This is a genomic window from Pseudoruegeria sp. SK021, from assembly GCF_002119405.1.
Taxonomy (GTDB): Bacteria; Pseudomonadota; Alphaproteobacteria; order Rhodobacterales; family Rhodobacteraceae; genus Meridianimarinicoccus.
Map to the genome: position 1 here is coordinate 1 of NZ_MTBG01000024.1, position 22134 is coordinate 22134.

Annotated in this window: 21 protein-coding genes and 2 pseudogenes; 18 read left to right on the forward strand and 5 right to left on the reverse strand. The window is 61.6% G+C overall.

Annotated elements, in window-relative coordinates:
- Window positions 1–126: 126 nt before the first annotated feature.
- A pseudogene (locus tag BV911_RS13600) lies at window positions 127–502 on the forward strand (IS256 family transposase); the annotation flags it as partial.
- Window positions 503–572: 70 nt separating this feature from the next.
- On the opposite strand, the pseudogene BV911_RS19200 reads toward BV911_RS13600, so the two are convergent.
- A pseudogene (locus BV911_RS19200) lies at window positions 573–716 on the reverse strand (IS110 family transposase); the annotation flags it as partial.
- A gap of 221 nt (window positions 717–937) precedes the next feature.
- Here BV911_RS19200 and BV911_RS13610 point away from each other — a divergent pair.
- The gene (locus tag BV911_RS13610) at window positions 938–1420 is read left to right on the forward strand and encodes a DUF2938 domain-containing protein (protein WP_086054173.1); all 483 of its coding nucleotides are present in this window, start codon (window positions 938–940) and stop codon (window positions 1418–1420) included.
- A gap of 55 nt (window positions 1421–1475) precedes the next feature.
- Here BV911_RS13610 and BV911_RS13615 read toward each other — a convergent pair whose 3' ends face one another.
- The 3 genes from BV911_RS13615 to BV911_RS13625 all read right to left on the reverse strand — a co-directional run bounded on the left by BV911_RS13615 (window position 1476) and on the right by BV911_RS13625 (window position 4250).
- Window positions 1476–1916, reverse strand: a complete 441-nt coding sequence (locus BV911_RS13615; RefSeq protein ID WP_086054174.1) for a cytochrome c family protein — start codon at window positions 1914–1916, stop codon at window positions 1476–1478.
- Window positions 1917–2001: 85 nt separating this feature from the next.
- A complete protein-coding gene (tdh, locus tag BV911_RS13620; RefSeq protein ID WP_086054175.1) occupies window positions 2002–3042 on the reverse strand; it encodes an L-threonine 3-dehydrogenase in 1041 nt (346 codons plus the stop codon).
- Entirely contained in the window at window positions 3039–4250 is a 1212-nt protein-coding gene (locus BV911_RS13625) for a glycine C-acetyltransferase (protein ID WP_086054176.1), read from the reverse strand. Before BV911_RS13625 ends, tdh begins: the two co-directional genes overlap by 4 nt.
- Before the next feature lie 239 nt (window positions 4251–4489).
- Between BV911_RS13625 and BV911_RS13630 the strand changes: the two genes are divergently transcribed.
- From BV911_RS13630 to BV911_RS13705, 16 genes are all read left to right on the forward strand, one after another.
- Window positions 4490–5944: an aminotransferase class V-fold PLP-dependent enzyme gene (locus BV911_RS13630; protein ID WP_086054177.1), complete on the forward strand. Its 1455-nt coding sequence runs from the start codon at window positions 4490–4492 to the stop codon at window positions 5942–5944.
- Window positions 5945–5973: 29 nt separating this feature from the next.
- The gene (locus BV911_RS13635) at window positions 5974–7299 is read left to right on the forward strand and encodes an MFS transporter (RefSeq protein ID WP_371588196.1); all 1326 of its coding nucleotides are present in this window, start codon (window positions 5974–5976) and stop codon (window positions 7297–7299) included.
- Between the two features lie 29 nt (window positions 7300–7328).
- Window positions 7329–8819: an NAD(P)-binding domain-containing protein gene (locus BV911_RS13640; RefSeq protein WP_086054179.1), complete on the forward strand. Its 1491-nt coding sequence runs from the start codon at window positions 7329–7331 to the stop codon at window positions 8817–8819.
- A complete protein-coding gene (locus tag BV911_RS13645) occupies window positions 8816–9313 on the forward strand; it encodes a hypothetical protein (RefSeq protein ID WP_086054180.1) in 498 nt (165 codons plus the stop codon). The genes BV911_RS13640 and BV911_RS13645 overlap by 4 nt, the downstream gene beginning before the upstream one ends.
- Window positions 9310–9897, forward strand: coding sequence for a peroxidase-related enzyme (locus tag BV911_RS13650; protein ID WP_086054181.1), 588 nt, complete (start codon window positions 9310–9312; stop codon window positions 9895–9897). Before BV911_RS13645 ends, BV911_RS13650 begins: the two co-directional genes overlap by 4 nt.
- The gene (locus tag BV911_RS13655) at window positions 9894–10976 is read left to right on the forward strand and encodes an NAD/NADP-dependent octopine/nopaline dehydrogenase family protein (RefSeq protein WP_205963858.1); all 1083 of its coding nucleotides are present in this window, start codon (window positions 9894–9896) and stop codon (window positions 10974–10976) included. Before BV911_RS13650 ends, BV911_RS13655 begins: the two co-directional genes overlap by 4 nt.
- Before the next feature lie 56 nt (window positions 10977–11032).
- The gene (locus BV911_RS13660) at window positions 11033–12139 is read left to right on the forward strand and encodes a PotD/PotF family extracellular solute-binding protein (RefSeq protein WP_086054183.1); all 1107 of its coding nucleotides are present in this window, start codon (window positions 11033–11035) and stop codon (window positions 12137–12139) included.
- A 70-nt stretch (window positions 12140–12209) separates the two neighbouring features.
- On the forward strand, window positions 12210–13196 hold the full coding sequence (locus tag BV911_RS13665; RefSeq protein WP_139840091.1) for an ABC transporter permease: 987 nt from the start codon (window positions 12210–12212) through the stop codon (window positions 13194–13196).
- Complete coding sequence (locus BV911_RS13670) at window positions 13193–13978, forward strand: ABC transporter permease (protein ID WP_086054184.1); 786 nt, start codon at window positions 13193–13195, stop codon at window positions 13976–13978. Before BV911_RS13665 ends, BV911_RS13670 begins: the two co-directional genes overlap by 4 nt.
- A gap of 3 nt (window positions 13979–13981) precedes the next feature.
- Window positions 13982–15073 (forward strand): ABC transporter ATP-binding protein, encoded by a 1092-nt coding sequence (locus BV911_RS13675; RefSeq protein WP_086054185.1) that lies wholly within the window; start codon window positions 13982–13984, stop codon window positions 15071–15073.
- Between the two features lie 276 nt (window positions 15074–15349).
- The gene (locus BV911_RS13680; protein ID WP_086054186.1) at window positions 15350–15640 is read left to right on the forward strand and encodes a putative quinol monooxygenase; all 291 of its coding nucleotides are present in this window, start codon (window positions 15350–15352) and stop codon (window positions 15638–15640) included.
- 152 nt (window positions 15641–15792) lie between these two features.
- The gene (locus BV911_RS13685; RefSeq protein WP_086054187.1) at window positions 15793–17301 is read left to right on the forward strand and encodes a fumarate hydratase; all 1509 of its coding nucleotides are present in this window, start codon (window positions 15793–15795) and stop codon (window positions 17299–17301) included.
- Window positions 17302–17451: 150 nt separating this feature from the next.
- Window positions 17452–18615 carry an acyl-CoA dehydrogenase family protein gene (locus BV911_RS13690; RefSeq protein ID WP_086054188.1) on the forward strand — a complete coding sequence of 388 codons (1164 nt, stop codon included), beginning with the start codon at window positions 17452–17454 and terminating at the stop codon, window positions 18613–18615.
- Complete coding sequence (locus BV911_RS13695) at window positions 18615–19724, forward strand: CaiB/BaiF CoA-transferase family protein (protein ID WP_086054189.1); 1110 nt, start codon at window positions 18615–18617, stop codon at window positions 19722–19724. Before BV911_RS13690 ends, BV911_RS13695 begins: the two co-directional genes overlap by 1 nt.
- 2 nt (window positions 19725–19726) lie before the next feature.
- Window positions 19727–20575: a MaoC family dehydratase N-terminal domain-containing protein gene (locus tag BV911_RS13700; RefSeq protein ID WP_086054190.1), complete on the forward strand. Its 849-nt coding sequence runs from the start codon at window positions 19727–19729 to the stop codon at window positions 20573–20575.
- Entirely contained in the window at window positions 20569–21405 is an 837-nt protein-coding gene (locus BV911_RS13705) for a CoA ester lyase (protein WP_086054220.1), read from the forward strand. The genes BV911_RS13700 and BV911_RS13705 overlap by 7 nt, the downstream gene beginning before the upstream one ends.
- Here BV911_RS13705 and BV911_RS13710 read toward each other — a convergent pair.
- A complete protein-coding gene (locus tag BV911_RS13710) occupies window positions 21359–22111 on the reverse strand; it encodes a bifunctional 2-polyprenyl-6-hydroxyphenol methylase/3-demethylubiquinol 3-O-methyltransferase UbiG (protein ID WP_086054191.1) in 753 nt (250 codons plus the stop codon). The two genes, BV911_RS13705 and BV911_RS13710, sit on opposite strands and share 47 nt — an antisense overlap.
- Window positions 22112–22134 lie beyond the last annotated feature (23 nt).

Genomic DNA, 22134 nt, shown 5'->3' on the forward strand with positions numbered 1-22134 from the left:
GGTTCAGATCCGAGCGGCCGTGCTGAACCGGTTCACGGCCCTCGGAATACCCGTCACGAAATCCGTAGGATAAGTGTGTCTGGGGAAAGGGGGAATGCGGCCCGTTTCAGTTTTGCGCAACAGCGCCAGGCCGAGACCAAAGCCGAAGCCGAGACGGCCTTCGATTTCTTTGTAGAAACCTACCGCGTGAAATACGACAAGGCGGTCGCCAAAATTGGTTAAAGACCGCGCTGTCTTGCTCAACTTCTACGACTACCCGACCGAGCATTGGAAGCACGACCGGACCTTCACCCCGATCGGAAGCATGTTCGCCACCGTCCGCCATCCCACAGGAAAAACCAAAGGATGCCTGAGCCGGAAAACCGGTCTGGCCATGGCATTCCGTTTGATGATGTCAGCCCAAGCCAAATGGCGAAAACTCGACGGCGCAATCCGCCTGCCGGAAATCGTTCAGGGGATTGAATTCAGAGACGGCATCAAGCAACTTCAAACCGCCGCCTGACCGCCTCGTCACCAACTTTCGGCCATTTCTCTTTATTGGGTTCTGTCGCGATCTGAAAGGCTGAAGGGTCAGCATTGATGAGTTGAGTACGCTGCCGTATCATTAATTCACGAACCCGGAAGACCATAGCCGTCGCCTGCACCTCTTCGCTTTTGACCGGCACGAACCGCATTGACGGTCGCACTGCGGCTTCACAAATCGCTTCCGCTATAGCGGATCACTTATGTGACTTATGATAACAGCGGTCGTTCCAAAAGTGTCATTACTTTTACCATAACTGTCATTATCAAGTTAGCGCGTCTACCGGCCCGCAATTCTCCATTCGACCCTGATGGCAGGCGTGCACCGCCGAATGAAACCGGGTATGACCGCATTGCATCGGCTGGGATCCTGCCAGAAACTCGCCGGAGACATCGTGGATAAGGGGTAGGTTTTATGACATTTCTTGGCATTCTCTTCATCGGTCTGCTTGGAACGGCAATCTTTGATCTGTGGGTGCGGCTCATAGCCAAGCTTCAATCGGCACCGATGCCTGCGTGGGCGCTGCCTGGTCGCTGGTTCGGCCATCTGGCGCGCGGCAAATTCCGCCACGATCGGATTGCAGATGCCACGCCAATTCCGAATGAAACCGCGATCGGCTGGATTGGCCATTACGCCATCGGCATCTTGTTCGCGGCCATCGTAGTGATCTGGGGCGGACCGGGCTGGTTGAGCGCCCCGACCTTTGCAAAGCCTTTTGTCGTCGGCGTGGTCACAGTTCTGGCCGGCTGGCTGATCATGAGCCCTGGAATGGGCAACGGCATCGCTGGAAGCCGCACACCAAATCCGCCGCGATTGCGCGCCCTACAGGTGCTGGCCCATGTGGTCTTTGGCCTTGGCATGTGGTGCGCGGCGTTGATCTTTTCGGCGTTTGTCTGATCACGTTCCGGATGGACGGCAGATCGGGGCGGCTTGGGCGGCCCCGATCTTTGCTTCAGTCCGCCGTGGGGCCAACCGAAACCAGATAGGCCCAGACATCTGCCGCGTCCTCGGGCTTTGGCAGCTTGAACACCATTTTGGCCTGAACCGATTTTGTATCCAGATAGGACCCAAGATAGGCCTTCGGGTCGGCCAAATAGCCGCTGAACGTCTCTTCGGTCCAGACCAGACCGGCTGCGCCCGCTTCGTCCATTGACCGGCCATAGCGGAACCCCTCGACAGAGCCCGCAGCGCGACCATCAACGCCATAGAGGTTCGGCCCGGTGCGGCCGCCCTTGTAGATCACCGTCCCATCGTCAGCGACGACCGCATGACACGCTTTGCATTTTGAAAAGGTCTTCTCGCCTGCGGCTGCGTCGGCGGCGACGGCCGCACCGGTGAACAGCGGAATGGCGATCAGGGACAAGCCCAGAATTGCGGATGCCAGACACTTCATTAGTTTTCCTCCTGTGGTCCCGGCGCAGCCTATGCCGTCTAGTGCCAGAGGCAAGAGGCATGGTGCCGCGCGGCTGGCCCCAAGATCAGGTCCAGCTCAGAACCACTTTGCCACTTTTTCCCGACCGCATGGCCGCGAACCCCTCGTCGAACTGATCGACCGAAAAACGGTGGGTGATAACCTTGCGGATGTCCAAGCCGTTTTGCAGCATGGCGATCATCTTGTACCAAGTTTCAAAAATCTCGCGCCCGTACACGCCTTTGATGGTGATCGCCTTGAACACGATCCGCGACCAATCAACCGGCGATTTTCCGGGCGGAATCCCTAAAAGCGCGATCCGTCCGCCCATCACAAGGGCTTCGACCATTTGATCTAACGCCTGCTGGTTGCCGGACATCTCTAAGCCGACATCAAAGCCTTCGCGCATCTTCAGGCGGTGGATCACGTCTGGCAGTGCTTCCTTTGCGACATTCACCGTCACCACATCGGCCACGGTTTCAGCCAGAGCCAGCCGTTCGGGATTAACGTCGGTGATGACTACATTGCGGGCGCCGACATGGCGCGCAACCGCGGCGGCCATGATGCCAATGGGACCCGCACCGGTGATCAGCACATCTTCGCCAACCAAATCAAAGCTCAGCGCGGTGTGCACCGCATTGCCCAGTGGATCGAGGATCGCGCCGATTTCGTCGTCAATCTCATCCGGCAGCGGCACGACGTTAAAGGCCGGAAGCCGTAGATATTCGGCAAATGCGCCCGCTTCGTTTACGCCGATCCCGCGCGTGGCCGGATCAAGGTGAAATTTACCCGCCCGGCTTTGGCGGCTGTTGCGTCCGATCAAATGCCCCTCGCCCGAACAACGCTGTCCAAGGCTAAGCCCCTCAACATTCGCCCCAAGTTGCACGATTTCACCGGCAAATTCGTGGCCGGTCACCAACGGCACCGGCACGGTCTTTTGCGCCCACTCGTCCCAGTTCCAGATATGGATATCGGTGCCGCAAATTCCGGTCTTATTGATCCGGATCAACACATCGTCGGGGCCGATCTCTGGCACCGGGCGGCGCTCCATCCACAGGCCCGGCTCGGGACGGGCTTTCACCAAGGATTTCATTTCATTCGAACTCATAGCGCGCCGACCTCTCTGCCCGCTTCGGCAAAGGCATTCAAACCAAACTCTAAATCTGCCCGGGTGAGTAGTGCGTTCATCTGGGTGCGGATCCGCGCCTGCCCTTTTGGGACCACCGGAAAGAAAAAGCCCGCCACATAGACGCCGCGATCATACAGCGCGGCCGCCATCTTCTGGGCCAGAACTGCATCGCCCAGCATCACTGGCACGATGGGGTGTGCGCCCGGCAGCAGGCGAAAGCCCAGCTCATCCAATCCTTCGCGCCAAAACCGAGTGTTTTCAAACAAAGAGTCGCGCAGATCATCCGCCGCTTCGACCAGATCCAGCGCGCTAAGTGCCGCCGCCACGATCGCTGGGGGCAGCGCGTTGGAAAACAGATAGGGCCGAGACCGCTGGCGCAGCAGATCCACCACGGATTGCGACCCGGCAATATAACCGCCAAGTGCCCCGCCAAGCGCCTTTCCCAAGGTGCCGGTCAACACATCGACCTGATCGGAGACTCCGAAATGATGCGGCGTGCCGCGCCCTTGCGGACCCATGAACCCGGTCGCGTGGCAATCGTCGACCATGACCAGCGCGCCATAGGCCCGGGCCAAGGTGGTAATCTCGTCCAGCTTGGCAAGGGTGCCGTCCATGGAAAAGACGCCATCGGTGGCAATAATGATGAACCGCGCACCATCCGCCCGGGCCTGTTTGAGCTTGGCATCCAGATCGGCCATATCGCCATTGGCAAAGCGCATCCGCCCAGCCTTGCACAACCGGATCCCGTCGATGATGGACGCATGGTTCAAGGCATCCGAGATGATCACGTCTTCGGGCCCAAGTAGCGGCTCAAACAAGCCGCCATTGGCATCGTAACAGGCCGCGAACAGGATCGCATCGTCCTTGCCTAAAAAGGCCGCCAGCCGTTGTTCCAAAGTCCGGTGCAGGTCTTGGGTGCCGCAAATGAACCGCACCGACGCCATGCCAAAGCCGTGATCTTCCATCGCGGTTTTGGCGGCGGCGATCAACGCAGGATGATCGGCCAGACCGAGATAATTATTGGCGCACAGATTAAGGACACCGCTGCGTGCATCCGGGCCCAGCCCGACCGAAATCCGGCCGGATTGTGCCGAGGTAATCAGCCGCTCGTGTTTCATCAGGCCTTCGGCGTCGATGGCGGCAAGCGTTTGAGAGAGATGGGTTTGAAAGGCGGTCGAATGGGTCATAGGGCCAAGCCTATACGTCGCCCGCCATAGGTCAACGACAGAACTGTTCGCGCGCTGCCGCAAAAGTGGACTTGATCTGGTCTGTGGCAAACTTCCTTGAGCTTGATCTGTTATTCTGCCAAAAGCCGCTCAAATGACCCGATACTCCCGCCAAATGGCGTAATTTGTGTGGGGTTTTCGTCTGATTTCTATCGTCTTCTCACCGAAGCCGAATTGACTTACCGCCTTGGAGAAACCTGATGACCCCGCTAGCCGAGTTTTCTGCTACGCTACGCCGCCCTGACCTGATTGATGACCTGCGTGCGGGTCTGATCGGCGATGATGCGGTCGTAGATGGGCCATTTGGGCCAAAGCCGATGATTTACGCGGATTATGTGGCCTCAGGCCGGGCCTTGTGGCAGGTGGAGCGGTTCATTCTGGAACGCGTGCTGCCCTATTATGCCAACACCCACACCCAAGCATCGTTTTGCGGCAGCTTCAGCACCCGCCTGCGCGAAGAGGCCCGATCCGAGATTGCCCGCATCGTCGGCGCACCCGAAGGGCACAGCGTCATCTTCACCGGATCAGGCAGCACCGGCGGGCTCAACCGCATCGTCGGCCTGCTTGACATCGCAGAGCTTGCCCGCGCAGGCGAGCGGGTCGTGGTCCTCGTTGGTCCATATGAACATCACTCTAATTTGCTGCCATGGCGCGAATCCGGCGCCGAGATGCACGAGATCCCCGAAGGTGCCAATGGCGGGCCTGATTTGGCGGTCCTCGAAGCGGTCCTTGCGGATGCGAAAGACGCGGCACTGGTGGTCGGATCGTTCTCGGCGGCGTCCAACGTTACCGGCATCGTCACCGATGTGGACGCTGTGACCCGCATTCTGAAGCAGTACGGCGCAGTGTCGGTCTGGGATTACGGCGGCGGCGGCCCCTACCTGCCGATGACGATGAATGCCGGAACCGACACCGCCAAGGACGCCATCGTCTTTTCAAGCCACAAATTTCCCGGTGGTCCCGGCGCGTCGGGCGTGACTGTGATCCGTGACGCGATTGCGCGGCGCAAGACCCCGACCCTTCCCGGCGGCGGGACGGTGTCGTTCGTGTCGCCGTGGATGCATGTCTATTCGGACAGTCTGGCCGATCGCGAAGAGGGCGGAACCCCGAATGTGGTGGGCGATATTCGCGCGGCTTTGGTGCTGTTGATCAAAGAGGCGATGGGCGCTGACTGGCTTGCCTCGCGCCAGCAAGCCTTGCGCCAACGGGCTTTGGCGGCATGGGCAGACAACCCGCGGATCGACCTGCTGGGCAATCCCGATGCGCCGCACGTTTTGCCGATCTTCTCGTTCCGCATCCGTGATGCCGCGGGCGCGCTGGTCCACCACCAATTGTTTACCCGCTTGTTAAGCGATGTTCATGGGGTTCAGGCCCGGGGCGGCTGCGCCTGTGCCGGGTCCTACGCCCACCATCTTTTGGGGATCGACGCGGATCAGTCAGACGCCATTTTGACGGCATTGGATGCGGGCGTGGAAATTGACAAGCCCGGCTGGGTGCGGCTTAATCTGTCGGTATTGATGAGCGATGCCAAGGTCGACGCCATTATCGCGGCAGTCACCGATCTGGCCGAAACCGCCCCACGCCACGCCGAGCGGTATTTGGCAGACCTGTCCAATGCCCGGTTCCGGCCCGAAAGCGCGACCGAAGTTGCTTAAGGGGATGCAACCATGAAAGCAGAGGCGTGATGCATCCCCTTCGTGATCCGGTGTTTCGAAAACTGTTCGCAGCCCAAGTCACGTCGCTGCTGGGCATCGGCATCCTGACGGTTGCGTTGGCGCTGACTGCTTACCGGTTTGGCGGAACTGCGGCGGCCGGGCTGATCCTCGGCGGTCTGTTTGCTTTGAAAATGGTGGCCTATGTCGGCTTGGCCCCGGTCGCCGAAGTGGCCCTGTCGCGGGTCGCGCCGGGGCGTGCCCTCGTGCTGCTGGATGTGCTGCGGTTGGGGCTGGTGCTGCCCATGGCATTTGCGACCAGCATGGGGCAAATCGCGCTGCTGGCGTTTTTGTTCTACGCTGCGTCTGCCGCGTTCACCCCGCTGTTTCAGGCGACAATCCCCGACATCTTGCCCGACGAGGCGCAGTATACCAAGGCGCTGGCCCTGTCGCGTCTGGCCTATACCTTCGAGTCAATCCTCAGCCCTGCCCTGACCGGGCTGGCGCTGACCGTGATTTCGCCGCCGCTGCTCTATCCGCTGGCGGCCCTGTGTTTCGCCCTATCGGCAACCGCGCTGGCCTTGGCCCGCATTCCGGGCCGGGCGCCGTCCACAGTCAAAGCCAAGACCCCGTTTCTGACGCGTCTGGGGACGGGGATGAACATCTATTTGCGGACGCCGCGTCTGCGCGGGCTGTTCCTGTTCAATCTGGCCTTGGCCCTTGGATTGAGTTGGGTGCTGGTCAACACGGTGGTCTTTGCCGGGTTACGCTTGGGCGATGCCGGGCGCGGCTATCCCACCTTGATGGCAAGCTACGGTCTGGGTGCCGCCATCGCCGCGATTTGCGTCCCTCGCCTTTTGCGCCGCATCAACGAACGCCGGCTCATGGCGATTGGCGGACTGTTGTTCGGTCTGCTGTCCTGTTTGATCCTGCTGCCGCTGGTTGAGCCCGGTTTGGTGCTGCTTTGGGCCGGGTTCGGGGCGGCGTCCTCGCTGGTTCTGACCCCGGGCGGGCTGGTGCTGACCAAATCCGCCACACGGGCGGACCGTCCGGCGCTGTTTGCGGCGCAATTCTCATTATCTCATGCTGGCTGGCTTTTGGCCTATCCTCTGGCCGGATGGCTTGGCACGGTGATCCGCCCGGAACTGGCGCTGGCCGTGCTCGGGGTGGCCTGCGCGGCCACGACCTTGGTTGCCCTCAAGGTCTGGCCCGCCGATGACCCGCTAGAGCGGATGCACTCGCACCCCGACCTGCCGGGCGATCACCCGCATCTGCGCGATATTCACGCGGACGGGTCCCACCACACCCACCTGCACGCATTTCATATCGACGACCATCATCCGACCTGGGCGCGATGAGACAGACCCCCACCCGAAACGGAGACACGATGCCAGAGGCCGCGCAACACACCCCACCACAGACCTTCAGCGATACCGGCCTTGCCGGACTGGAGGCCCGTCTTCGCTATGATCTGGCATGCCTGTGCTACCCCGGCAACGATTGGGTCCCGACCCATAGCGTGTCTGGCGAACAGGTCACCGATGTGGTGATCGTGGGTGGCGGCATGTGCGGGCTGGTGGCGTGGCTTTCGCTGCGCATGGCCGGGCTGCGCAACATCCGCATCATCGACCGAAACCCCGCGGGTTTCGAAGGACCATGGCTGACCTATGCCCGGATGGAAACCCTGCGGTCGCCCAAGACCCTGACCGGCCCCGCCTTCGGCCTTGGCGCCCTGACCTTTCAGGCATGGTACCGGGCCCAGCATGGCGACGCGGCTTGGGCGGCACTTGACAAGATTCCGCGCCCGATGTGGATGGAGTATCTGCGCTGGTATCGCCAAGTCCTGGACGTTCCCATCGAAAACGGCACCGCGCTGGAGCAAGTCACGCCCGAGGGCGATTACCTGCGGTTGCGCTGGTCCGGGCCGACCGGTGAATCGGTTCTGGCCCGCAAGATCGTCTATGCCACCGGCCGCGAAGGCACCGGCCATCCGACCATCCCAGCCTTTGTGGCGAACACGCCGCGAATCCGCTGGGCGCATTCGTCCGACGCCATCGATTTCGCGGCGCTTAAGGGCAAGCGCGTGGCGGTGGTCGGCGTTGGCGCATCCGCCATCGACAACGCCGCCGAAGCCTTGGAGGCCGGCGCCGCCGAGGTCCGCCACCTGATCCGGCGCAGCGAAATGCCGACGATCAACAAGATGATGGGCATTGGCAGCTTTGGCTTCAACGCCGGGTTTCAGGGGCTCTCCGATGCCGAGCGCTGGCGCTTTATGCACTATTCCTTTGCCACCCAGACCCCGGCTCCGCGCGGATCGACCCTGCGCGTCAGCCGCCATGACAACGCCTTTTTCCACTTTGGCAAAGCCGTCAGCGCCGTTACCGACACCGGCACCGAGTTGCACATCCAGTTTGCCGATGGCACTGCGCTTGAGACCGACTTCCTGATCCTCGGCACCGGGTTTTCGGTTGATCCGATGGCCCGCACCGAATTTGGCGCGGCGGCGGGCGACATCCTGCTTTGGCGCGACGTCTATACCCCGCCCGCCGGGGACGAAGACCCGGATTTGGGGCGCTTCCCCTACCTCAACCGTGATTTTACCTTCCGCGAACGTGTCGTCGGCACCGCCCCGTGGCTGGCCAATGTGTACTGCTTCAATTATGCGTCTACCGCCAGTTTGGGAAAAATCAGCGGCGACATTCCGGGTGTCTCGGAAGGGGCCGCATGGATGGCGCGCGCCCTGTCCGAACGGCTTTATGCCGAAGACGCAAATACCCATTGGCAGCGGTTGCAAAGCTACGCCACGCCCGAGCTTCTGGGCGACGAATGGACTGCATCGCCACTGCCCCCCATGACCAAGACAGGACAAGTTGCATGACCAACGCCCCCGATCTCTGGGCCGGAACCGCGGTTAAAGCCGCTGGCATCACCGAAGCCACCGCCACCGGACAGGCCGTTCTGAGCCGCGCCAACATTTTTGCCATGACCCAAGATGCCGAAGACGCGGTGTTGCGTCCCGCCGATCCCGGCGCTTGGCCGCATGGGATGCGCGCCGCGTTGGCCTGCCGCATCGCTTGCCTGAACGATGCCCAAGTTCTGGCCGATCACTATGGCGCGATGATGGGCACCGAACATTCCGCCTTGGCCAACCCTCTGGACACCGGCGCCGACGACGATCTCGCCCCGCTTCTGGCCTTTATGGACAAGGTCGCTGCCCGTCCGCGTGATATCACCGCCGACGATATTTCAGGGCTTCTTGCTGCCGGGGTCTCGGACGCCGACATCGTACGCCTGACCGAATTGAATGCCTTTCTAGGCTACCAGATCCGGCTTGTTGCCGGATTGACCCTGTTGTCCGAGGCCAGCGCATGACCGATGTGATCCACAAATTCACCCGCACGGTGCCGACATGGAGGCCCCGGGTCGCCCCGGTGTCCTTGCCCGATGCCAGCCCGGAACAACTGGATGCGTTGCAGGTCACGCCCTCCAACACCAAAGTTTCGGATTATGTTCTGGTGCTGGCCCACGACCCGGAAACATTGAAAGTGCGCTCGCCGCTATTCAACGCGATCATGTACGATGCTGGCGGAATGTCCCGGGCCGAGCGCGAAGTCGGCGCCATTGCGGCCTCGGTGGTCAACCGCTGCATTTATTGCGCCGCTGTCCATGCCAACCGTCACGCCCAACTGGCCAAAGACACCGCCGTCACCGATGCGATCTTTGCTACCGGCACCTCTGCGGCCCTTGGCGCACGGGACCGGGCGATTTTTGAGTATGCTCTGGCCTTGTCGAAATGTCCCAGCGAGGCCGGGCCAACCCATATCGCTGACCTGCGCGCCGCTGGATTGGACGACGCAGAAATTCTTGATTTAACTTTGTCATCCGCGCTGTTCGGCTGGGCCAACCGGCTGATGCATGTGCTGGGTGACCCCATTCGCAACGAGGTCTCAGCATGAGCGGCTCATCAATGAAGGTCGGCATCGCCGGCGCTGGGGCCATTGCGTTCGGCACAGCGGCGTTACTGCAGCAAAACGGTCATGCCCCGATGTTGTGGTCGCCCTCGGGCGCGCGCACAAAGGCGTTGGCGGCAGGTACGCCCCTAACCGCCAAAGGCGCGATCGAAGATACCTTTGCGCCCGCCGTCGCCGCAGACGCGGCGCAACTGGCCCGCGACAATGACGTGATCCTGCTGGCGCTGCCAGCCTACGGCCACAAGGCGGTGATGGATGCGCTGGCGCCGCATCTGCGGGCGGATCAGCCGGTCATCATCTCGTCCCATGCCTCGTTGGGTGCGCTCTATCTGGCGCGGCTTCTGGCGGCGCGCGGCATCAAGGCCCCGATCATCGCATGGGGCACGACCGTGACCACCGGACGGCAGCCCGATCTGACCCATGTGCAGGTTAATACCGTCCGCGCCCGGGTTGATATGTGCGTGCTGCCCGACACCGGTACCGAGGCAGGCTTCGCCCTGTGCCAGTCGCTGTTCGGTGACCGCTTCGTGCTGCGCGACGGGCTTTTGGCGATCTCTTTGTCCAATCTCAACCCGCAGAACCATATGGGCATCGCCCTTGGCAACATGAGCCGGATGGAGCGCGGCGAAACGTGGGGGCAAGGCCAGAACCTGACCCCCAAGATCGGCACCCTGCTGGAAGCACTGGATCTGGAACGGTTGGCCATTGCCGAGGCGTTGAACCTGCCCGTTCGCACCATCTTTGAACATTTCCATCTGTCGTTTCATGTGCCCGTCGCTTCAATCTCGGAAATGAATCAGGCGATGCATGCCAAAGGAACAGGCGGTACCGGTCCAGCGTCCGCCGACAGCCGTTATGTCACCGAAGATGTGCCTTATGGGCTTGTCGTCACGGTCGCATTGGGCAAACTTGCCGGATGTCCCGCGCCGTTGCATCAGGCGGGGGTCACGATCTTCTCGGCTATGTACGGTCGGGATTTCACTGCCGAAAATCAGCTCTTACCCAGCCTCGGGCTGAGCAACATGACCTTGGATTCCCTTCAGGCCGCTGCCCGGACTGGTTGACAATAAGACCACGACAACGTGGCTGACGCCTGAACTCACCAACAAGGAGACCCCAAATGACCAAACTTATCCTGAACCGCCGTCGGTTCATCCATACTGCGGCCGCCGGCTCGGCACTGTTGGCCAGCCCGGCCTATCTGCGGCGTGCCCACGCTGCCGGCGGCGAGGTCAACATCTGGACCTATAACAACTTCGTGCCGGAATCCTTCAAAGAGCAGTTCGAAGCCGAGACCGGCATCAAGGTCAACGTTCGTCTGGTCGATGATCAGGGCAAGCAATTCAACCTGCTGGCCGCCGAAGCGCCAAACCCGACCGTCGACATCATGACCGTGGCTGGGCACCGCTATCTTCAGTTCATCGAATCTGATCTGCTGGCGCCGCTCGACACCGACCGCCTAAGCAACTGGGGCAACCTGAACCCGATCTATTCAGACGGTGACTGGGCCACGATCAACGGTCACAAATGGGGCGCGCCGATCCTGTCGGGGGCCGAAGTGTTGACCTACAACTCGGAATTGGTCGATGCCGAGGAAGCCAAAACCTGGGACACGATATTCTCTGACGAATATGCAAAGCAGACTGCCTATGTCATTCAGGACATGATGTCGATTGTCATGCTTTATCAAGGGCATGACGGCAATATGGTCGCCTATATGGACGATCCGGAAAAAGCCGCCCAAGTGGTGGCAGAAGCCCGCGACTTCCTGATCGAAAAGAAGCCGCTGGTGCGGAAATACTATGATGGCGGCGCTGAAGTGCAGCAGATGTTCATCAATCAGGATATCGCTCTGGCGCAAACGTGGAACGGCCCGGCCGCCAAGCTGATCACCGACGGCTTCCCGGTTGCCATGTCGATCCCGCGCGAAGGCAGCTATGGCTTTGTCTACACGTTCAACATTGCCAATAACGCGCCCAACGCTGACAATGCCTATCTGTTCCTGAATGCGCTGCTGGCCTCGCCAGAAGTCGGCGCTGAGATGACCAAGGAATCTGGCTTCATCTCGACCTACAAGGACTCGGCGCAATACCTGAGCGAGATTGAACGCAAGGCGACCTCCTTCAGCGACGAAGAACTGGAAGGCTTGCGCTTCTTCCGGGCGGAAGCGAACACGCTGAAATACGATCTGGTCGATCCCGCCGTTGAGCAGATCAAAGCCGCCTAAGCACGGACTGACCATCCCACCGGGGCCCAATCCGGGCCCCGGCATCGCCCATTTTCCACACGAGGTATCCATGACGTCCGACGCTCCGACCCAGGGGGCCGCTGCCGGGACCGCCGCTGCCGCCGGTCCACGATCCCTGTGGAGCAGCCTTGCCCGATCGCAGCCCTACCAAAAATTTGTAGACGTGCTGTTTGCCTCGCAGCGGCGCAGCTTCCTGATCCTTCTTCTCCCTCCCATCATCTGGGTGCTCAGCCAGCATCTTGGGCCGATCGTGCAAATGGTCAGCGTCAGTTTCACCGACGCCTATCCGCGGCCACCGGGGCAAGAAGCCAAGTTCACCTTTGACAATTACCTGCTGTTTTTCCGCGAACCGGTCTACATGATGCCGTTCATGCGGACCCTGATTTATGCAGTGGTTTTGACCTTCACGACTTTGATCATCGTCTATCCGGTCGCCTATTTCCTTGCCCGCCATGTCAAACGTGAAAACCGGATGGCGCTGCTGTTGCTGCTGCTGATCCCGTTCTGGGTCGGCGAAATCGTGCGCACCTTCGCGATCATGATCTTGCTGGGCAATACCGGCGCGGTGAACCTGATCCTGAAATCGCTGGGGCTGATCGATCGGCCCATTCCGTTCATGTATACCGGCTTTTCGGTCAGCGTCGGGATCATCTATCTCACCGCCCTCTACATGTTGATGCCGCTCTATTCGGCCCTCGAGAAAATCCCCGCCAGCTATACGGAAGCCGCCGCTGATCTGGGTGCCGGAGCGTGGACCCGGTTTCGCCGGGTGACCCTGCCTCTGACCTATGAAGGCATCGGCTCTGGCGCCACCCTCGTGTTCCTGATTTCCACCGGGTATTACGGCACACCGGTCTTGCTGGGCGGGCCGAATACCACCGTCTTTGCCGAAACGATTGCCGGGTTCTTCCATGTGGCCGGGGACAAATGGCCCACGGGGGCCGCCTTTGCCTGCATCATGTTCTTGGCTTCTCTGGCCCTGACTGGGGCCTTCCTCAGCGGCATGAACCGGCTGTCCAAAGGAGGCCGCAAATGAGCCGCTCAACCCGCATCATGATGTCCGTGATCTATTGGGCCTTCGTGGTCTATGTCTTCGTGCCACTGATCCTGATGATCATGATGGGCTTCAAAGACAGCAAGTTCATTGGCTTTCCGATCAAGTCTTGGACCTTCGACTGGTATCTTGCCGTTTTCAGCGACACCGAAGTCCTGACGGTCTTTGGCTATTCCACCGCCATCGCACTGTTGTCGACGGTGGTGTCCCTGTTCGTCGGCACGTGGATCGCGGTGCTGTTGGCTGATCGCAAGTTCTTTGGCCGTGCCGTGATGTTCGGGCTGATGGTGCTGCCCGCGCTGGTGCCGGGGATCATTTCGGCCATCGCCTTTCGCATCTATGCCCGGGTTCTGGGGATCGAGCCGGGCATGTTCGCGATCATCTGGTCCCATGCGGTCCACAACGTGCCGTTTGTCTGCCTCGTGGTCATGGCCCGGCTCAGTACCCTGCCGAAAAGTCAACGCGAAGCGGCCCAAGATCTGGGCGCCGACCCGCTGGTCACCTTCGTGCGGATCACCTTGCCCTATCTGCGCCCTGCCCTGATCGGGGCCAGCGTGTTCTGCATGTTGCTCAGCTTTGACGATTTTGTCCGGTCCTTCTTCTTGGGCGGCTATCAGCCTACCCTGCCGGTCCTGATCTTTGCCAAGCTGCGCTCGGGGATGTCCCCGGAAATCAACGCCATCTCTACGGTCGTGCTGATCCTGACCGCCTTCTTGGGCATCTGGGCAGAGCGATCCATGCGTCGCATGAAAAAGGAAACCTGATCTATGCTCGATCACCCGACCACCATCGCCCATATCGACGGCATCTCGAAACGGTTCGGCAAGGCTATGGCCGTCGAACATATGGATATGGACATCAAGGCAGGTGAGTTTGTGACCTTCCTTGGGCCGTCTGGTTGCGGCAAGTCCACCACCCTGCGCATCTTGGGTGGGTTCGAAAAGCCCGATACCGGCCGGATCATTCTGGACGGCACCGATGTGACCGCGCTGCCGCCGAACCGGCGCAATGTGAACATGGTGTTTCAGGATTACGCCTTGTTCCCGCATATGACTGTACGCCAGAACATTGCCTTCGGCTTGGAACTTAAGGGCATGACCAAGGCTCAGATCGCCGCGCGGCTGGACGAGTTGATGTCGTTTCTGGAACTGACCAGCTATGCCGACCGCCACCCTGAGCAACTGTCGGGCGGGCAACGGCAGCGCGTTGCGCTGGCCCGGGCGCTAGCCCCTGACCCGGCGCTGTTGTTGCTGGACGAACCGCTGGGCGCGCTGGATGCAAAACTGCGCGGGCAGGTTCAGCAGGAACTGAAGGCGATTCAGCGCCGCACCAGCAAGACCTTCTTCTTCGTCACCCACGATCAGGACGAAGCCCTGACCATGTCAGACCGCATCGTCGTGATGAATGCCGGGCGGATCGAACAAGACGGCAGTCCAGAGGACCTGTATTTTCGGCCCGCAAGCCGGTTTGTCGCCGAATTCATCGGCGAGACCAACCTGCTGTCCGGGACCATCTCCATGATCAGCGGCGACGAAGTCGGCCTGAACTGGAACGGTGCCGTTCTGCGCGGACGTCGGGTGCCGCAACTGGCCCTCTCCAGCGGCCAGGCCGCCACGGCCTCGCTCCGGCTGGAAAAGGTCGAGGTCTTTGCCGAGCGTCCCACTGCCGACAATGCCCTGCCCGCGCGGATCGTGAACCGGGTCTTCAAAGGCAGTCGCATGCGGGTCGATGTGCAGATCGACGGCACCAGTGACGGGCTGTTGCAGGCCTATGTCGCGTCGGATTCGGCGGCAGCCACCGGCGAAGGATCAGTTTGGGTTGGCTGGAACAGCGACAGCATGGCCATCCTGAAGGATTAGACCAATCCCTTTGATGCACCGGGCCTCGCCCGGTTGCGCCGATCGGGCGCGGCCTGCACCAAGGCCGCGCCCGTTTTTGTCTGCGCCCGACCGCAGGACGCCGCGACAATCACGGGCGTTTTCTGGTTGACCCTCTTCTTTGCGCTGTCATCATGACCGGACACGAAGACGGAGGTCGCTCTTGTTTCAGATCAGCAGCCCACGACATCTTGCGGCAGGTGATGTTGGGCAGGTTGACCGATTGGGTGCGACACCGAAGGAAGGAGTACCCGCACGATGTATGCAGTGATCGTCACCTTCAAGGTCGCCCCGGACGCGATGGCCATGTTTCTACCCCTGCTGAAGAAAAATGCTGACGGGTCGCGTCTTCATGAGCCGGGGTGCCGCAGATACGACGTTTGCACCGACAGTGCCGTGCCGGACGAGGTCTGGGTCTATGAGTTGTTCGACAACCGCGAGGCCTATGATGAACACCTTGCCACGTGGCATCTTCAGACCTTTGTTGCCCAGACCGCGCATTTGGTCGACACGCGCACGATCCGGACATTTGACCGGACCTCGCACTGATCCCGCCCCCACCGCCGCCCATGACCGGCCACCGCGAGGGCTAGGCCCTCGGTCTGCGGCTATAACAGGCATCGTGCCAACCTATGACCCGCGATGTCGCATTCGCCCCGAACTTGGCCCATGCTCACTGCCAAAAGGGACAGGGACGCAGCATGACCACCATCCGGGGCGATGACATAACCGAGACCATCCGCGCGCTGTTGCAGTACATCGCGGTTTACCATGCGCCGGATTACATTCAGCGCTTAAGCGAAGCCTATAAGCGCGAAGGCAGCGGCGCGGCCCGCGATGCCATCGGCCAGATCTTGCAAAGCGCCCGGATGGCCGCCCTTGGCAATCGTCCGGTGTGCCAAGATACCGGCATGGTGACGGTCTTTGCCCGGCTTGGCCAGCGGGTGACGATCTCAGGCGATCAAAGCCTTGAGGACTGCATCAATGCTGGGGTCCGGCTGGCCTATCTGGACGCGGGCAATCCGCTGCGCGCCTCGATGGTCGCCGATCCGATCTTCGCGCGGCGCAATACCCGCGACAACACCCCGGCCGTGACCCATGTGGAAAGCTGTCTGGGCGAGACTTTGGAACTGATGGTGGCAGCGAAAGGCGGCGGGTCCGAGAACAAGGCCCGCTATGCCATGCTGAACCCAAGTGCCTCGGTTGCCGACTGGGTGGTCGATACGGTCAGCGGTCTGGGCGCGGGGTGGTGCCCGCCCGGGGTCATTTCAGTAGGGGTTGGCGGCAGCGCCGAGAAGGCCATGCTGCTGGCAAAACGCGCCCTGATGGATGAAATCGATATGCCCGCGCTGCTGCGACGGGGGCCCGATACCGCCGAAGAAGAGCTGAGGATCGCACTGTATCAGCGGATCAACGATCTGGGAATTGGCGCGCAGGGCCTTGGCGGGCAGACGACCGTGGTTGACGTCAAGGTCACGTCCTATCCCACGCACGCCGCGTCAAAACCCGTGGCGTTGATGCCGCAATGCGCCGCGAACCGGCACGGCAAGGTCACACTGACCGGCGATGGGCCGGTCTATTTAGACCCGCCCGACCTGAGCCTGTGGCCCGACATCGACGCCACATCGGCGATGGCAAACCTGCGCCGGGTCAATGTCGACACGCTGACCAAGGCTGAGATGGCCGATTGGACCGCCGGGGAGACACTGCTGCTCAGCGGCCATATCCTGACCGGACGCGATGCTGCGCACCGCCGCATTCGTGACATTCTTGCGCGGGGCGAGGCCTTGCCGTTCTCCCTGCAAGGGCGGGTGATCTATTATGTCGGTCCGGTCGACCCGGTCGGCACCGAAGTGGTTGGTCCCGCTGGCCCCACCACGGCCACGCGCATGGACGGCGACACCCAGATGATGCTGGATCAGGGGGTGGTGTCGATGATCGGCAAGGCCGAACGCGGGCCGGATACCGTTTCCCGGATTGCGGCGGCCGGGACCACCTATCTGATCGCGGTGGGCGGGGCGGCGGTGCTGGTCTCTCGGGCGATCAAAAGCGCGCGACCGGTCGCCTTTGACGATCTGGGCATGGAAGCCGTGCGCGAGTTCAAGGTCGAAGATATGCCCGTGACCGTTGCCGTCGATACCACCGGGCAATCGATCCATGTCTCCGGCCCGGCGCGGTGGCGAAAGCGCCCGGACCCGGCCACCGGCTGAGGTGCCCGGCCCGCGCCGCGTCAACCGCGCGGGCCATAGACTAAGCATATAGCCCCTATGACAAAGCGGTATTTCCGCCTTCCGGCTGCAACGCGGCACACTGACAGGCAAAGCGCTTGGCGCGGGATCACCATTTGAAAGGATACGTCGTTGTTTGAGCACGTCGCAGACGATTTTCAGGACATACGCGACGCGGTACGGGCGCTTTGCGCGCAGTTCCCCGACGAATACCACCGCAAGATCGACGCTGACCGCGCCTATCCCGAGACCTTCGTTGACGCGTTGACCCAAGCGGGCTGGATGGCGGCGTTGATCCCGGAAGACTACGGTGGATCGGGGTTAGGCCTGACCGAAGCGTCGGTCATCATGGAAGAAATCAACCGTGCTGGCGGCAATTCCGGGGCCTGTCATGGCCAGATGTACAACATGAATACGCTGGTCCGGCATGGCTCGGAAGAGCAGCGTCAGCGCATCCTGCCCAAACTGGCCAGCGGCGAACTGCGCCTGCAATCCATGGGTGTGACCGAACCGACCACAGGCACGGACACGACCAAGATCAAGACTACGGCGGTCAAAAAAGGCGACCGCTATGTGATCAATGGTCAAAAGGTTTGGATCAGCCGCGTGCAACATTCCGACCTGATGATCCTGCTGGCCCGAACCACGCCACTGTCAGAGGTGAAGGAAAAGACCGACGGCCTGTCGATCTTTCTGGTCGACATCAAAGAGGCGATGACCGCGGGAATGGCGGTGCGCCCCATTCCCAATATGGTCAATCACGAAACCAACGAATTGTTCTTCGATGACCTTGAAATCCCCGAAGAAAATCTGATCGGGGAAGAAGGCAAAGGGTTCAAATACATTCTGACCGGGCTCAATGCCGAGCGGACCTTGATCGCAGCGGAATGCATCGGTGACGGTTATTGGTTCATCGACCGGGTGACCAAATATGTCCGCGACCGCACGGTCTTTGGCCGCCCTATCGGCCAAAACCAGGGGGTGCAGTTCCCGATTGCGGAAAGCTATATCGAAGTCGAAGCGGCAAACCTCATGCGCTATAAGGCTTGCGCGCTCTATGATGCGGGCAAACCTTGCGGCGCAGAGGCCAACATGGCCAAGTACCTTGCCGCCAAAGCCAGTTGGGAAGCGGCCAACGCCTGCATCCAGTTTCACGGCGGTTTCGGCTTTGCCTGTGAATATGACATTGAGCGCAAGTTCCGCGAGACGCGGCTGTATCAGGTGGCGCCAATATCGACCAATCTTATCCTGTCCTATGTTGCTGAGCATATCCTAGATCTGCCGCGGAGCTTTTAATGGTCCTTCCTTTATCCGGCCTCAAAGTCGTCGCGATTGAACAGGCCGTCGCTGCCCCCTTCGCGACCTCGCGTCTGGCCGACGCCGGTGCCGACGTCATCAAGATCGAACGTCCAGAGGGCGATTTTGCCCGCGGCTATGACGATGCCGCCGCGGGACAGTCGAGCTATTTTGTCTGGCTAAACCGCGGCAAAACCTCGGTCGTGCTTGATCTGCGCGCGGAGGCGGGCAAAGCCGAACTGGAGCGGTTGCTGGCCGATGCCGATGTGTTGGTGCAGAACCTCAAGCGCGGTGCCCTCGATCGTCTTGGGGTCACCCAAGAGCGGCTGACGCGCCAGTATCCCCGCCTGATCACCTGCGCCATCACCGGCTATGGCGAAGGCGGCCCCATGGCCGACCGAAAGGCCTATGACCTGCTCATTCAGGCGGAATCCGGGCTGTGTTCGATCACCGGCGGGCCTTCGGAGCCCGCCCGTGTCGGCATGTCCATCGTAGATGTCGCCACCGGGGCCACCGCCCATGCCGCCATCCTCGAAGCTTTGATTGCCCGCGGCATAACCGGGCGCGGCGCGGCGATCTCAATCTCGATGTTCGACGTCATGGCGGAATGGATGACCGTCCCGCTGTTGAACCACGAAAGCGGCAACTCGCCCCGGCGCGTCGGCATGGCGCATCCGTCGATTTCGCCCTACAGCGCCTTCGCAACCAAGGACGGTCAGCTCATCCTGATCTCCATCCAAAGCGATCGCGAGTGGCGAATGCTCTGTACGCATTTCTTACAGCGCCCCGAATTGGGCCATGATCCGCGATTTGCCACCAATGTCGCCCGCGTCGCCAATCGCCCAGACACCGATGGTATCGTCGCAGAGGCCTTTGCCGCGATGGCCCATTCTGATGCGATTGCCGGGTTGGACAAGGCCGATATCGCCATGGCCTCGGTCAATGACATGGCCGGGCTGTCGGGCCACCCGCATTTGCGCCGGATCACGGTGAACACCCCGAACGGGCCGGTAGCCTATCCAGCGCCTGCGCCGCGTGTGGCGGGCGAGACCCGCAGCTATGGTGCGGTTCCGGCTCTGCCGGTCGCCCCTCTCAAAGCGGAGGCCTAAGCATGACCGCAACTGACGCCGCTGTAGAGATCGACGCCCTGCGCGGATGGATTGGGCGGACTGAAACCCGGACCGAAGATCTGACCCCGGCACTCGCCGAGCGGTTCAACGCCACCTTCGGCCTCAGCGATCCAATCGAAACCGGCGATGCGGCACCGCTGTTGATCCATCTTTGTTTGACCCAGCCGGTTGTTCCGGCTGGGGCGCTTGGTCCAGACGGCCACCCGGCCCGCGGCGGTTTTTTGCCGCCTGTGCCCCTGCCCCGGCGCATGTGGGCGGGCGGCGCGTTCACCTTTCATCGCCCTCTGCGCATTGGCACCCGTGTTACCCGCCAGTCCACCATTTCCGATGTGGTGCTGAAGCAGGGTCGCAGCGGACCGTTGTGTTTCGTCACCGTCACCCATGAGATGTCCGATCCAAACGGGCTGGCCGTGTCCGAACGGCAAGACATTGTCTATCGCGGCCACGATCAGGGGCGGCCCGCGCCGGACCCCGCAGCCGCCGATCCCGGTCCACACCACCGGCAATTCACAGCCGATCCGGTGCTGCTGTTTCGCTACTCGGCCCTGACCTTTAACGGCCACCGCATCCATTACGATCAACCCTATGCCAGCCGCGAAGAAGGCTATCCCGGCTTGGTCGTCCACGGGCCGCTGCAAGCCACGCTGCTGGCGCAATATGCCGCCGATCTGCGCAGCGCCCCGCCGAAGACATTTCGCTTCCGCAGTCTCACGCCGCTTTTTGACACCGCAGATGTGACCCTGAACGCGCGCGACGATGCCGAAGGGCTGACCCTGTGGACCGCACGCCCGAATGGCCCGATCGCGATGGAGGCGACAGCAACATGGTAACCGTGCCCCCCCTGCGCGCGCCTCTGTTCGTGCCTGCCGATCGCCCCGAGCGTTTTGCCAAAGCCGCCGCCTCTGGGGCTTGCAGCGTGATCCTCGACCTTGAAGATGCGGTTGCCCCCAGCGCCAAGATCGCAGCCCGCGCGGCGTTGACTTGTGATTTCACCGACCTGCCGGTTGTAGTGCGGATCAATCCCGCCGGAACCCCGTGGCATGAGGCCGACGTTCAGGCAGCGGCGGCCCTGCCATTCGCCGCGATCATGCTGCCGAAAGCGGAAGACCCCGACGCCATTGCCCAGATCGCGCGGCGCACGGGCCGACCCATTCTGGCGCTGATCGAAAGCGCCCGGGGGCTGGCGGCGGCCCGGCATATCGCGGCGGTCCCCAATGTGACCCAGCTTGTCTTCGGGTCCATCGATTTCTGTGCCGATCTTGGCTGCGCCCATCTGCGCGAGACCCTGCGGCCGGTGCGGCTGGAATTGGTGCTGGCCTCGCGGCTTGCCGGTCTCGCCGCGCCTGTTGACGGGGTGACCGTCGATCTGTCTAACCTCACACTGACCGAAGACGACAGTGTGCATGCGCGCAGCCTTGGGATGCGGGGCAAACTGTGCATCCATCCCAAACAGGTCGCCGCCGTGCGCAAGGGCTTCGCGCCGACGCAAGCGGACTGTGATTGGGCCAAACGGGTCCTTGCCTCAGGTGAGGGCGCGGTGTCGGTGGACGGGGCCATGGTCGATGAACCCGTGCGTATCCGCGCCCGCGCAATTTTGGCGGACGCGGATGCGATCAATCCGGTCGTTTCCGTAGCACCTGCACCATATGGGGCTGGATAAGGACAAACGGCGCGCCGCCGCCTTCGGCTGTTTCGGCGCAGCGCAGGAAATCTTGCGTCACAGCGTCGAGGGCGGCGTCAATGGCGATCTGGCGCGATGGCTCAACCGCACAAAGATAGGTCAAAAAGGCATCCACCGAGGCAAACCGGCTGATCCTGTCGACCTGCGTATCGATCACCGTCTTACACGCGGTTTGAGCGGTGAACTCCGCCAGCGCCATCAGCGCCTGTGCCCTGACCGCGCTTTCGTCATCGACCCGGCGCATGGCTTCAAAGAAGCTGCCTCGGGCCAAGGGTTCGATGACCAAAAGCACACCGCCCGTCCGCAGCAGACGCCACGCCTCCGTCAGCCCCGGCACCATGCCGTCTGTTGGCAGATGATGCAGGGAATTGAGGAAAATCGCCGCGCCGAAGCTGCCGGTGCCAGCCGGGATCGCCGCAGCCTCTGCACGTAGGAACTGGGCCCCGGGGGCCCAGTTGCGGGCATTTTCCAACGCCGTCTCTTGCGGGTCAACCCCGGTCACCCCATAGCCGCGGCGCAGCAATGCGGCCGCCAGATCGCCCCGCCCGCAGCCGATATCGATCACCCGGCGCACCTCTTCACCGGCCAAGATCTCTAGGATCTTGGCGGTGACGACACTGGTTTCAGGTGCGCCGCCTCGCCCCGTCGCTTGCCGGGTCGATTCAAGCATTTTTCGGCTTGGCATGGAAAACCTCCTGTTGCAGCCGG